This window comes from Nocardioides piscis, from assembly GCF_011300215.1.
GTDB lineage: Bacteria > Actinomycetota > Actinomycetes > Propionibacteriales > Nocardioidaceae > Nocardioides > Nocardioides piscis.
This window is the reverse complement of record NZ_CP049866.1, coordinates 636,239-648,389: the sequence shown is the minus strand read 5'-3', so window position 1 is coordinate 648,389 and position 12,151 is coordinate 636,239. Positions and strand designations below refer to the sequence as shown.

General features: G+C 69.3%; 12 protein-coding genes and 1 tRNA gene. 10 read left to right on the top strand and 3 right to left on the bottom strand.

Translation table 11 applies throughout. The features are described 5' to 3' along the window. Nucleotides 1-34: 34 nt before the first annotated feature. The 8 genes from tmk to G7071_RS03270 all read left to right on the top strand — a co-directional run bounded on the left by tmk (nt 35) and on the right by G7071_RS03270 (nt 7,143). Nucleotides 35-667: a dTMP kinase gene (gene tmk / locus G7071_RS03305; protein WP_206062892.1), complete on the top strand. Its 633-nt coding sequence runs from the start codon at nt 35-37 to the stop codon at nt 665-667. Beyond that, entirely contained in the window at nt 664-1,836 is a 1,173-nt protein-coding gene (locus G7071_RS03300) for a DNA polymerase III subunit delta' (RefSeq protein ID WP_246210338.1), read from the top strand. Before tmk ends, G7071_RS03300 begins: the two co-directional genes overlap by 4 nt. After that, a complete protein-coding gene (locus G7071_RS03295; protein WP_166314868.1) occupies nt 1,833-3,398 on the top strand; it encodes an alpha/beta hydrolase in 1,566 nt (521 codons plus the stop codon). The genes G7071_RS03300 and G7071_RS03295 overlap by 4 nt, the downstream gene beginning before the upstream one ends. Before the next feature lie 85 nt (nt 3,399-3,483). Further along, nucleotides 3,484-3,556, top strand: a tRNA-Thr gene (locus G7071_RS03290). A 733-nt stretch (nt 3,557-4,289) separates the two neighbouring features. Beyond that, the gene (locus G7071_RS03285) at nt 4,290-4,496 is read left to right on the top strand and encodes a hypothetical protein (RefSeq protein WP_166314866.1); all 207 of its coding nucleotides are present in this window, start codon (nt 4,290-4,292) and stop codon (nt 4,494-4,496) included. Nucleotides 4,497-4,504: 8 nt separating this feature from the next. Further along, nucleotides 4,505-5,044 (top strand): RNA polymerase sigma factor, encoded by a 540-nt coding sequence (locus tag G7071_RS03280; RefSeq protein WP_246210337.1) that lies wholly within the window; start codon nt 4,505-4,507, stop codon nt 5,042-5,044. Next, the gene (locus G7071_RS03275) at nt 5,037-5,954 is read left to right on the top strand and encodes a hypothetical protein (protein WP_166314864.1); all 918 of its coding nucleotides are present in this window, start codon (nt 5,037-5,039) and stop codon (nt 5,952-5,954) included. Before G7071_RS03280 ends, G7071_RS03275 begins: the two co-directional genes overlap by 8 nt. A gap of 16 nt (nt 5,955-5,970) precedes the next feature. Beyond that, nucleotides 5,971-7,143, top strand: a complete 1,173-nt coding sequence (locus tag G7071_RS03270) for a phosphatase PAP2 family protein (protein ID WP_166314862.1) — start codon at nt 5,971-5,973, stop codon at nt 7,141-7,143. A 217-nt stretch (nt 7,144-7,360) separates the two neighbouring features. Here G7071_RS03270 and G7071_RS03265 read toward each other — a convergent pair whose 3' ends face one another. Beyond that, nucleotides 7,361-8,500 (bottom strand): PAS domain-containing sensor histidine kinase, encoded by a 1,140-nt coding sequence (locus G7071_RS03265; protein ID WP_166314860.1) that lies wholly within the window; start codon nt 8,498-8,500, stop codon nt 7,361-7,363. A gap of 241 nt (nt 8,501-8,741) precedes the next feature. Here G7071_RS03265 and G7071_RS03260 point away from each other — a divergent pair, with 241 nt between their 5' ends. Continuing rightward, nucleotides 8,742-8,975, top strand: coding sequence for a hypothetical protein (locus G7071_RS03260; RefSeq protein WP_166314858.1), 234 nt, complete (start codon nt 8,742-8,744; stop codon nt 8,973-8,975). Beyond that, nucleotides 8,972-10,867, top strand: a complete 1,896-nt coding sequence (locus G7071_RS03255; protein WP_166314856.1) for a choice-of-anchor L domain-containing protein — start codon at nt 8,972-8,974, stop codon at nt 10,865-10,867. The genes G7071_RS03260 and G7071_RS03255 overlap by 4 nt, the downstream gene beginning before the upstream one ends. An 87-nt stretch (nt 10,868-10,954) precedes the next feature. Here the strand turns inward: G7071_RS03255 and G7071_RS03250 are convergent, their stop codons facing one another. Continuing rightward, complete coding sequence (locus G7071_RS03250) at nt 10,955-11,752, bottom strand: sensor histidine kinase (protein ID WP_166314854.1); 798 nt, start codon at nt 11,750-11,752, stop codon at nt 10,955-10,957. Nucleotides 11,753-11,788: 36 nt separating this feature from the next. Further along, nucleotides 11,789-12,058: a PAS domain S-box protein gene (locus tag G7071_RS03245; protein WP_166314852.1), complete on the bottom strand. Its 270-nt coding sequence runs from the start codon at nt 12,056-12,058 to the stop codon at nt 11,789-11,791. Nucleotides 12,059-12,151: the final 93 nt, after the last annotated feature.

Sequence of the window (12,151 nt, the reverse complement as noted above, 5' to 3'; positions counted from 1 at the left end):
CATCGTCGTCGGACCCCGCCCGTAGGGTGTGCGCGTGAGTCCAGGGGTCTTCAGCGAGCGCGGCCTCTTCGTCTGCTTCGAGGGTGGCGAGGGCGCGGGCAAGTCCACCCAGTCGCGCCTGCTCGAGCGCTGGCTCGTCGACGCCGGACACACCGTCGTCCTCACCTTCGAGCCCGGTGACACCGCCGTCGGCCGCTCCCTGCGCCAGATCGTCCTCGACCCCGCGACCGGCGACCTGTCCCACCGCACCGAGGTGTTGCTGTATGCCGCCGACAAGGCCGAGCACGTCGACACGGTCGTGCTGCCGGCGCTGGCCCGCGGCGAGGTGGTCATCACCGACCGCTATGTCGACTCGGCGCTGGCCTATCAAGGCGCGGGGCGCGACCTGGCGCTGGCCGAGGTCGAGCACGTCAACCGCTGGGCGACCGCCGACCTGCGACCCCACCTGACGGTCGTCCTCGACGTCGAGCCGTCCGCCGGGCTCGGCCGGTTCGAGGGCCGCGACCGGATCGAGGGACAGTCGCTGGAGTTCCACCAGCGGGTGCGACAGGGCTTCCTCGACCTCGCGGCCGCCGACCCCGACCACTACCTCGTGCTCGACGCCCGCGCCGCGGTCGACGACATCGCCGCCGCGATCCGCGAGCGGGTGGCGGGGATGCTGCCGTGAGCGCGCTCCAGGCGCCCTCGGTGTGGGCAGACCTCGTCGGCCAGCGACCGGTCATCACGGCCCTGCGCCGGGCCGCGGGGGGCGACGGGATGACCCACGCCTGGCTGTTCGTCGGGCCTCCGGGATCGGGTCGCTCCAACGCCGCGGTCGCGTTCGCGGCCGCGCTGCAGTGTGAGTCGGGGACCGGCTGCGGGACGTGCAAGTCGTGCCACACCGTCTCGACCGGCAGCCACGCCGACGTCCACCTCGTCCGCACCGAGAAGCTCTCCATCGGGGTCGACGAGGTGCGCGACCTCGTCCGTCGCGCAGCCCTCGCCCCGGCCGGCGACCGGTGGCAGATCATGATCGTCGAGGACTCCGACCGGCTGACCGACCAGGCGTGCAACGCGCTGCTCAAGGCGATCGAGGAGCCGACTCCGCGCACCGTGTGGCTGCTCTGCGCGCCGACCGTCGAGGACGTCCTGACGACCATCCGCTCGCGCTGCCGGCTGGTCGCGCTCACCACGCCCGCGGCCGCCGAGGTCGCCGACTTCCTGGTCCGCACGATCGACGGGATGAGCCCCGAGCTCGCAGCCAACGCCGCCCGCGCCAGCCAGGGCCACATCGGCCGCGCTCGCGCGCTGGCGACCGACGAGCAGACGCGCCTGCGCCGCCGCCAGGTCGTGCAGATCCCGTCCCGGCTGACCTCGGTCGGTGCGTGCATGCAGGCCGCGACCAACGTCAGCGAGATCGCCAAGGACGAGGCCGAGGCGATCACCTCGGGGCTCGATGCGCGGGAGAAGAAGGAGCTCGACTCGGCATACGGCGTGGTCGAGCGGGGTCGCCGGCCCCGCGAATACGGCCCGGCGCTCAAGGTGTTGGAGAAGGGCCAGTCGACGCGCGCCAAGCGGCGCGTGCTCGACGTGGTCGACCGGTGCCTGATGGACCTGACCTCGGTCTATCGCGACGCGATCGCGCTGTCGTTCGATGCCCCGGGGGCGCTGGTCAACGAGGAGATGCGCGTCGAGATCGAGCAGCTCGCGCGGGTGACCACGTCCGAGGAGCTGCTGAAGATGATCGATGCGATCTTCACCGCGCGCGAGCAGATGCTCGAGTTCAACGTCCCGCCGCTCTTGGCGCTGGAGGCCATGATGGTGTCCCTGAGACTGGAGAGCGGGCCGCACCGATGAAGAAGCTGTTGGTTGGACTGCTGGTCGCCGCCCTGGTGCTGGCCTCGGTCGGGACCCTGTTCGCGGTGGTCGCCAGCTTCCGGGACTCGGGCCGGGCGCCGAGCGACCCTGGGGCCGACGAGACCCCGTCTCAGTCGCAAAGTCCCGAGTCGGGAGCCACCGATCCGCCCACTCCGGAGCTCGAGCCCTTCTACTCCCAGTCCCTCGAGTGGGAGTCGTGCGAGGGGTCTCACGAGTGTGCGCAGCTCACGGTGCCGCTCGACTATGCCCAGCCCGACGGGGAGACGATCGAGCTGGCCCTCCTGCGGGTCCCCGCGACCGGCGACCGCGAGGGCTCGATGGTGGTCAACCCCGGAGGACCGGGAGCGCCCGGCAACGACTATGCCGCTGCTGCCGACCGGGTCTTCCGCGCTCCGCTGCTGCGGGCCTTCGACGTCGTCGGCTTCGACCCGCGCGGCACGGGCGAGTCCGCGCCCATCGACTGCCTCACCGACGAGCGGCTCGACGCCGTGCGCGCCTTCGACCCCGACCCGGACGACGCGGCGGAGACGTCGGAGTTCGTGGCTCTCTCCAAGGAGTTCGGCGACGGCTGCGCGCGGCTCAGCGGCGACCTGATCAACCACGTCTCCACGATCGAAGCAGCGCGCGACATGGACGTCCTGCGGGCCGCGCTCGGCGACGACCAGCTGACCTACTTCGGCGCGTCCTACGGCACCAAGCTCGGAGCGACGTATGCCGAGCTGTTCCCCGACCGCGTGGGCCGGTTCGTCCTCGACGGTGCCGTCGACGTCTCGCTCGACAACCGCCAGCTCAGCCTCGAGCAGGCGGCCGGGTTCGAGACCGCGCTGCGTGCCTATGTCCAGGACTGCGTCGACACCGCTGCGGACTGCTTCCTCGGCGACTCGGTCGACGAGGGCCTCGCGACGATCAGCGCCCTCCTCGACGACATCGACGCCGATCCGCTGCCGACCAGCGACGACCGGATGCTCCAGGTCGGCAACGCCTTCTATGGCCTGGTCATGCCCCTCTACGTCCGCGAATACTGGCCGCTGCTCAGCACCGCCCTCCGCTCGGCCCTCGACGGGCAGGGGCAGGGCCTGATGCAGCTGGCCGACATCTATGCCTCCCGGTCCTCCGAGGGCTATGCCGACAACAGTGCCGAGGCGATCTTCGCCATCAACTGCCTCGACGACCCCTCGGCCGTCACGGTCGAGCAGGTCGACGAGGAGATCCCGGCGTTCGAGGAGGCCTCGCCGACCTTCGGCTCGGTCTTCGCCTGGTCGCTGACCGGCTGCAGCACCTCGCAGGGCAGGACGACCGAGGAGCCGCTCACGATCGACGCCAGGGGCGCCGCGCCGATCCTCGTCGTCGGCACGACCCGCGACCCTGCCACCCCGATGAAGTGGGCCGAGGCGCTGGCCGCCCAGCTGAAGCCGGGCGTCCTGCTCCGCCGCGACGGTGACGGTCACACCGCCTACAACGCCGGCAACGAGTGCATCGACACCGCCATCGAGTCCTACCTCCTCGACGGCGACGTCCCGGCCGACCAGACCAGCTGCTGACGCAGCGGCCTGATTTCCGCCCCCGTCGGGGCTGGCGCTATCCTTCTCCAGTTGCCCGGCTGGTCCTGACTGCGCCGGGCAGCACGCCGCCTTAGCTCAGTCGGTAGAGCGAATCACTCGTAATGATTAGGTCGTCGGTTCGATTCCGACAGGCGGCCCACGTGATGTCTCCGGACATCGGAAACTCCCGGACCTACGACTGTGGGTCCGGGAGTTGTCATTTCGGGGGTCTGCGGGTGGGTCCCGTGGGCCTCCGGCTGGGCACCGGACTGCATCCCGACTGCCCACTGTGCCGGCGGGACGGGATCTTCGTGGCGTGCAACCTTTCGAGTCGCTCTCGGGTCGTGAGTGTATGAAGGAGACCAGGGCACGCGGAGCCGCGCTGAGCGGTCCGGCGTTGGTGGTCGGGCTGTTCTTGCTCCTGGGATCGGCCAGTTGCGGGGGCGGCTCGTCCGCTGGGTCTCGGTTCCCTGAGCCGCCGGCAACCCCCTTGGCCGCACTTCGTTCGATGCCGGCAGGCAGCGGCGCTGTCGATCTGGAGATAGAGCCGGGTAGGTACAGGATCCCCGCCTCCGAGTGGTCCGGCGCAGACTTCACGATCACGTTCCCGGAGGGCTGGACCGTCCAGCACGGACACGTTTACCACCAGAACCGCGAGGGGGGAGAGACAGCTGAGCTGTACGCCGTCGACGTCGACGAGATCTACACCGACTCCTGTCACGGTGCGGGGCAGCCCCGAGCGCTCGAACCCGGCGTGAGTGACCTCGTCACCGCGCTCCTCGAGCAGAAGGGTCCCGTGGCAACCGGACCGGTGGAGACGACGCTGGGGGCTACCCGGCGACTCGCATCGACCTCACGATCCCGAAGCGTCTCGACCTGGCGGACTGCCGCTTGGCCGAAGACGGCGTTCTCGGACTCCAGCTCTGGTACAACGCGCCAGCAGACAAGTACTTCGTGCTCCTGCCCCGGGGCACGGCGAGCATCTACATCCTCGACGTGGACGGTGACCGTCAGGTATTCCTGACACAGCAGCTTTCACCGACGCCGGAGGACCGTGCTGAGGTGCAGACCGTTCTCGACTCGATCCGCATCGGATAGACAAGCCCATGCGCGTGCAACCGTCCCCTCCCTACACCGATCTTGAGGGCATGAATGAGACCGACGTGCTGCGCGCCGTGTTCGAGACGTCGTACCGCCGGCTGGTCGGACAGCTGTACGGCGTGTGCGGCGACCTGAACGAGGCGGAAGAGGTTGTCGCGGAGGCGTTCGCTCGTGCTGTGCAGCACCACCGCACCTTCGTGCACCTCGACAACCCCGAGGCGTGGCTGCGCACCGTAGCTGTCAACGTGAGTCGAACCCGCGCCCGCAGGCGCCGGATGGCTGCCGTGCTGTCGCAGGACGCGCCCCGCCACCCGGCACTGGACGACAACCGGCTGCTCCTGGTGGCAACGCTCCGAAAGCTGCCGGCCGCCCAGCGCGAGGCGATCGCGTTGCACTATCTGGCCGACCTCCCGATCCACGAGGTCGCCGCGGCCACCGGCGTACCTGTCGGCACCGTCAAGGCCCGACTTTCCCGGGGACGCGCTGCGCTCGCCATACTCCTCGCTGACCAGCCAGACTCCAGCGAAGGGGCCCGTCATGGCTGACCTCGACCGGCTCCTGACTGCCGACATCTCCTACGCCGCGGCAGATGCGGTCGAGCCGCCCGACTTCGCTCCGATCGCGCACCGCGGGGCGCAACGTCGCCGGACCCATCGCCTGCTGATGGCAGCTGTTGCGACCGTCGTGATCACCCTCGTCGCGGTCGGGAGCTCGCTCGTCGTGGGGGAGCCGAGCACCTCTCCGCAGCCGGTGTCGCCGGGGCCCACGTCCAACACATCTGGCTCGATGCCCTCAGGTGAGGGTGCGAAGGAGCGGGCGATCGAGCCCGGTACGTATCGGATCCCCAGTTCTTCATGGTCGGCCTTGGACTTCACGATCACGTTCCCTGAGGGCTGGACCGTTCAGTACGGCAACATCTTCCACCACGAGTCCGAGACCGATGGGCTGGACCTCACTCTTGAGGCCGCCGTGGTCGATGAGATCTTCACCGACGCATGCCGCGGAGACGGCGTCGCCCAGGCGGTGGGCCCCCGGGTCAAGGACCTGGTCACGGCGCTGCGCACGCAACCGGGTCCGGCGGTCAAGCGTCCGGTGAGGACCACCCTGGGCGGCTATCCGGCGACCCGGGTCGACCTGAGAGTCCCCAGCGGTCTGGACCTGCGATCCTGCAGATTGGCGCTGGACGGCGGGCTCGCGCTCCAGGTCTGGTACAGCGAGTCGGCTGACAACTACTTCGTCCTCTTCCCCCGCGCCGTCGCGAGTGTCTACATCCTCGACGTGGGCGGCGAGCGTCAGGTCTTCGTGACCCAGAATCGCTCCCCCGATTCCCCTGCGGCCCGTGCGGAGCTGCAGGAAGTCCTCGACTCCATCCGCATCGAGACACAGGGCGCGGGTGCCTCACGCGCCAGTGCGACGACCCCCGAGGGTCCCCGTCAACACCCAGATACCTCCTGAAGAGGAGCGCAAGGCCATGATGACAATCCGCCGCCACCGTGCAGGCATCACCACCACAGCCCTCGCCGCGGCACTCGCCGCGGTGACGGCACTGGGCACCCCGGCAGTCGTTGCTGAGGAACCCGAATCCGCAGAGATCGCGCTGTCATGGCAGAGGGCCGCCCTGACAACGGTGCCGTTCTCGCCGGCGCAGGCGCTCTACCTGTCGTTCACCAGCACAGCCGTCGACCGGGCTGTCCGCAGGTCCCTGCAACGGGCGAGCTCGTCGGAGACCGCCGCGGTCGCCCAAGCAGCCCACGACGTGCTTGTCGAATACTTCCCGGCCGCCTCCGACACCCTGGACGCCAAGCTCGCCGACAGCTTGACCGGGGTTCCCGACGGTCCCGCTGAGACCCGAGGGAAAGTCATCGGGGCCGAGGCAGCCGATGCGGTCATTGCCTCACGACTCGACGACGGCCGAGACGATCCCTCGATCGTCTACTCCGCGCAGCCGGGTATCGGCGTGTGGGTGGATTCGCGCCCCATGGCCCTGCCCTGGTACGGATTCGTCGACCGGATCAGCGGGGGTCGTCCAGTCGATGTCGACGGACCGGACCCGGTCGGCAGCGCCGCCTACCGGGCCGACCTGGCCGAGGTCCGAGACGATGGTCGCGTCGGTGCGGACTCCGGGAAGGCAGCGACCGCCACGTTCTTCAACGTCGCGGGCTTCGCGCTCTACCGCAACCCGCTGATCGCCCACCTCCGCGCGCACCCGTTGAGCCTGGCTGCGACCACAGACCTGTTCGCGGACCTGGATCGCTCGACAGCCGAGGCCATGCGTCAGACATGGCGACTCAAGTTCACTGAGGGCTTCTGGCGTCCTACCGCGGCGATCACCTCGGAGGACGGCGATCCGCTGACGGAGCCCGTGCCCGGATGGACCTCGGTGCTGCCCGTGCCGCCCTACCCGGAATGGCCAAGCGGCCACGGCACGCTCACGGCCGCGTTCGCCGAGACGGTGCGCTGCCACTTGGGCGACATCCCCCTGACGATCAGTGGCGCCGGCACCCCGCGCACCTACGCCAGCCTGACGGCGCTGGAGCACGACGCCATGATGTCCCGCATCTGGGGCGGCATCCACTTCCGTGACGCCATGGAAGACGCATACCTGATCGGACACACAGTTGCCCGGCGGGTCTGCCGCGGCTGAGCCCGGCCCCATCCGGTTGTCCTCCTGTGAACTTCCACGCATCTGCGTGGAAGTTCGCCCGGGAGGGGGCGTCCCGCCCCGAACTTCCACCCACGTGCGTGGAACTTCATCGGCGTACTCGATGTCAGCCCCGATCCAGTCCAGAACACCGCCGCCCTCGGCCGCAACATTGAAGGCGGTTCGTCATGACCGAGGAGGTGGGCCTCGCGACTCAGGGCTACCGGGGAGGCAACCCTTCGCGTGGCTCTTCGCCCACCGGAGCGGCCGGCATCACGATCAGGAACGTGCTGCCGCGCCCCGGGGCACTGTCGAGGGCGATACTGCCGCCGGCGATGGTGACCAGCTGCTTGACGATGCTGAGCCCCAGGCCGGTGTGTGCCGCCTTGGTCGAGGCGGCATTGGGGGCTCGCGTGAACGGCTCGAAGACGAGCTCGTGGAAGGCCGGGTCGATGCCCACACCCGTGTCGCGGACTCGATAGACCAGGCTGAGGTCGGCGCTGGCCGAGGGTGTCGTGGTGATGGTGAAGTCGACGCTCCCGCGCTCGGTGTAGTCGACCGCGTTGCCGAGGACGTTCCCCAGGACCTGACCGAGCCAGATCGGGTGGTCCTTGATGCGTCGTGGCACGTCGTCGCAGATGTCGACCCGCAGCGTCAGGCCCTTGGCGCGTGCTGTCGGCTCGACCTGGGCGACCGTGTCGTGGATGAGCTGGTGGAGGTCGAACTCCGCCAGCTGCTTGGCCTGCCCTGCCGCTGCGAAGTCGAGGACGTCGTCGACCAGGGTGAGCAGCCGTGTGCTGGAGCGTTGCAAGGTGGCGACGAGCTCGCGCTCGGGGCCGGTGGTGGTCTCGGAGAGCAGGTCGACCGTGGCGAGGATGCTCGTGAGCGGGGTGCGCATCTCGTGGCTCATCCGCGCGACGAAGTCGGACTTGGCCTGGCTCGCGGCGACGGCGAGGTGGCGGACGACCTCGAGGTCCTGGGCGGTGCGGTTGTCCTCGGCCATCCCATAGACGCCGCGGATCTCGCCGGCCACGATCCACGGGATCGTGGTGACGCCCAGGTGGACGGACCCGCCGTCCTGGCGGCGGATCGGCAGCTCGATCCGCTGGGGGGTCCCGGCGAGTGCCTGGGTGAAGGCCTCGAGGGCCATCGGCATGTCGTCGGGCTCGAGCAGGTCGGCGAAGTGCATCCCGACCAGCTGCTCGGGCTCATAGCCACTGACCTCGCCGGCCGCGGGGTTGACCTCGACGAACCGCCCCTCGACGTCGAGGCCGAACACCGCGTTCGGGTGTTGCTCGATCAGTGCCTGATAGCGCGTCGCGACGTCGGACTCCTCGCCCACCGGGGTCGGCGGCGTCACTCTGGAGGAACCCGAGCGGTCCCCGGAGCTGGCGTTGGGCATACGTCAAGGTAGCCGAGGACCGGGCGCGCACGACGTCATTCGTCCGAGGTCTAGACAACTAGACAACGTGGCCAGGGAGTGCGGGAAGTGCCACTGTGAAATGTCTGCCGCGCCGCTCTCGGCCGGCCCGATCTCGGGAGGAACCGTGTCACATTCTCGGAACACAAGCGCGCCCCAAAACCGGCGAGGACGCCGATGTATGGCGGCGACAGCCGCACTGCTGATGACAGGCGGAGGGGTGGTCGGGCTCGCCTCGCCCGCCTCGGCCGCGATCCTTCCCGGCGGCGCCGCGGCCCTGGCCGCCGCGATGGACGGACCGGGCACCAACATCACCGGCGCCAGCTATGTCACCGTCGCCAACGCCGGCCAGAACGGGGTGGGGGACTCGACGCTCTCCAACTTCCCGCGCAACGGCCCACGTTCGCGGTCATGACCTCCGGGTTCGCCGCGTCGGCCGACGACCCCAACGCCAACGACCCCGACAGCGCCAGTGAGTTCGACGACAAGACCGGTGACCTGAACGGCGGCAACGTCCGCGGCAACACCGACTTCGACGTCTCGGTGCTGAAGGTCGACCTCGACGTCCCCGCGTCCGCCAACTGCCTCAGCTTCGACTTCCAGTTCTACACCGAGGAATACGCAGACTTCGTCGGAGGCGCGTTCAACGACGCCTTCATCGCCGAGCTCGACAGCAGCACCTGGGACACGAGCGGGAGCGCGATCACCGCGCCCGACAACTTCGCGTTCGCACCCGGCGGTGCCGTCGTCAGTGTCAACGCCGTCGGCCTCGGCGGCTTCAGCCGTGCCAACGCCACAGGGACGACCTATGACGGGGCGACGCCGTTGCTCTCGGCTGCCAAGCAGCTGACGCCCGGAGCCCACTCGCTCTATCTGTCGATCTTCGACCAGGGCGACCAGATCCTCGACTCCGCCGCGTTCATCGACAACCTGCGCGTGGGCTTCGTCCCGGATCCGGCGACCCAGTGCGTGCCGGGAGCCCAGGTCAAGCAGTTCCAGCTCGACCTCGCCCCCGCCAACGCCACCCTCGACACCGGCCAGCAGCACACCGTGACAGCGACCCTGCAGGACCTGAACGCGACGCCGCCCGAGCTGGCTGGTGCCGACGTGCTGTTCGAGGTCACCGGTGCCAACCCGGGGACCGGGACGGACACGACCGACGCAGCCGGTGAGGCGACGTTCTCCTACACGGGCAACAACGTCGGCAACGACTCGATCAGTGCCTGCTACGACATCGACGGGTCGGGGACCTGCGACGCAGGCGAACCGTTCGCCTCCGCCCAGGCCACGTGGACCAACGCGCCGCCGACCAACGACGCCGGGGGCCCCTACTCCGGCGACGAGGGCTCGGCCGTCGCGCTGACGGGGACCGCCAACGACGTCAACGCGGGTGACAGCCTCACCAACACGTGGAGCTACGCCCCGGTCTCGGGTGTCGACGCCGGCGCGACCTGCGCCATCGCCGACCCGGCCGACCTGACCACGACGGTCACCTGCACCGACGACGGGACCTACGAGCTGACCCTGACCACCTCCGACGGCGTCAACCCCGCCGTCACCGACACGGTCAACCTCGTGATCGGCAACGTCGCCCCGGAGATCGACTCGATCACTGCTCCGGTCGCGCCGGTGGCGATCACGACCCCCGTCGAGGTGACCGCGACATACTCCGACGCCGGCAGCAACGACACCCACACCGCTGTCGTCGACTGGGGCGACTCGACGACCTCGACGCCTGCCGCGTCCGGGGGCTCCTTGTCGGCCATTCACACGTATGCCGCCGCGGGGATCTACACGATCTGTGTGACCGTGACCGACGACGACGGGGGCTCGGACACCGAGTGCGCCGAGAACTACGTCGTGGTCTATGACCCGAGCGCCGGGTTCGTCACCGGCGGCGGCTGGATCAGCGCCGCTCCCGGGTCCTTCCCGGCCGACCCCTCGGCCAGTGGCCCGGGACGGTTCGGGTTCGTCTCGAAGTACAAGAAGGGCGCCAGCGTCCCGGACGGCAGCACCGAGTTCCAGTTCCACGCCGGTGACCTGAACTTCCACTCGTCGTCCTACCAGTGGCTCGTCGTGGCCGGCTCGAAGGCGATGTACAAGGGCACCGGCACCGTCAACGGCGAGGGCGGCTACTCGTTCCTCGTCTCGGCCGTCGACGGCGCCAAGACAGGCCCCGACAGGTTCCGGATCAAGATCTGGGACACCGCCTCGGGGACCGTCGTGTTCGACAACCAGATGGGCGGTGCCGACGGTGACGCCGCCGCCAACGCGATCACCCAGGGATCGATCGTGATCCACGGCTGAGCCACACGCATCGCAGCAAGCACCAGGGCCCGGCGTCAGGTGTGGCGCCGGGCCCTCAGGTGCATCGAAGGCTGGTCAGGGCACGGATCACCCGGATGGCTCGGGCGGCGCGACGACCTCCGCCGGCATCGTGATCCAGAAGGTGGTCCCGCGCCCCGGGGCACTGTCGAGGGCGATGCCACCCCCGCTGATGGTGACGAGCTGCTTGACGATGCTGAGGCCCGCGGCTCGGCCGGCCTCCTCCGAGGTGCCGGTGCCGGCTGTGAAGGACTCGAAGACGAGGTTGCGGGAGGCGGGATCGATCCCCATCCCGGTGTCGCTGATCCGATAGAGGAGATTGGTGTCGGCGTTCGCAGAGGTCGTCGTGGTGACGGTGAGCTCCACCTGGCCGGCATCGGTGTACTTCACCGCGTTGCCGAGCACCTCGAGGAGGATCTGGGCGGTCCACTTGGGATGGCCCCTGACGCGCTGCGGGACGTCGTCGTCGATGTGGACGCGAAGGCTCAGCCCCTTGGCCTGCGCGTCCGGCTCGAGCTGGGCGACCACGTTGCGGATGACCTGCAGGAGGTCGAACTCCTTGAGCGGCATCGTGTGGTCGCCGATGGCGGTGAAGTCGAGGACGTCGTCGATCATGCTCAGCAGCCGTTGGCTGGATCGCTGCAACGTGGTGACGAGCTCCTGGTCTGCGTCACTGCTGGTCTCGGCCAGCAGCTCTGCCGTGGCGAGGATGCTGGTCAGGGGGCTGCGCATCTCGTGGCTCATCCGGGCGACGAAGTCAGACTTCGCCTTGAGTGCGGCGACGGCGAGACGACGCGTGACCTCGAGGTCACCGGCCACGCGGTTGTCCTCGGCCACGCTGTAGACGCCCTGCACGACGTCGGCCACGATCCAGGGAATGGCGGTGACGGAGAGGTCGACGACCTAGCCGTCGGCACGACGGACAGTCAGCTTGAGCAGCTGCGGTCGGCCTTCGACCGTCTGGTTGAACGCGTCTGTCGCGCGCGCCCGGTCGGGGACGTCGATCAGCTCTGAGAAGTGCATCCCGACGAGCTGGCTGGTGTCGTAGCCGCTGATCTTCGTCGCCGCGGGATTGACCTCGACGAACTGGCCCGCGAGGTTGAGCCCGAACACCGCGTGGGGATAGCGCTCGACGAGGGCGCGATAGCGCTCATCGAGGGGGAGGCCCTCCATGACGATCGCCGGCGACGTCGGCGCAGGGGAGCCCGGGGGTCGGGAGTCATGCCTGCGCGCATGTGCAACGGTAGCCGGGACCAGCAGGGTCGT

Bases quoted from the DNA above. Each gene is read 5' to 3' on its own strand.
- G7071_RS03295 (WP_166314868.1), top strand. From the start codon at position 1,833: ATGAAGAAGCTGTTGGTTGGACTGCTGGTCGCCGCCCTGGTGCTGGCC.
- G7071_RS03260 (WP_166314858.1), top strand. From the start codon at position 8,742: ATGGCGGCGACAGCCGCACTGCTGATGACAGGCGGAGGGGTGGTCGGG.
- G7071_RS03275 (WP_166314864.1), top strand. From the start codon at position 5,037: ATGGCTGACCTCGACCGGCTCCTGACTGCCGACATCTCCTACGCCGCG.
- G7071_RS03280 (WP_246210337.1), top strand. From the start codon at position 4,505: ATGCGCGTGCAACCGTCCCCTCCCTACACCGATCTTGAGGGCATGAAT.
- G7071_RS03245 (WP_166314852.1), bottom strand. From the start codon at position 12,058: ATGGAGGGCCTCCCCCTCGATGAGCGCTATCGCGCCCTCGTCGAGCGC.
- G7071_RS03270 (WP_166314862.1), top strand. From the start codon at position 5,971: ATGATGACAATCCGCCGCCACCGTGCAGGCATCACCACCACAGCCCTC.
- G7071_RS03255 (WP_166314856.1), top strand. From the start codon at position 8,972: ATGACCTCCGGGTTCGCCGCGTCGGCCGACGACCCCAACGCCAACGAC.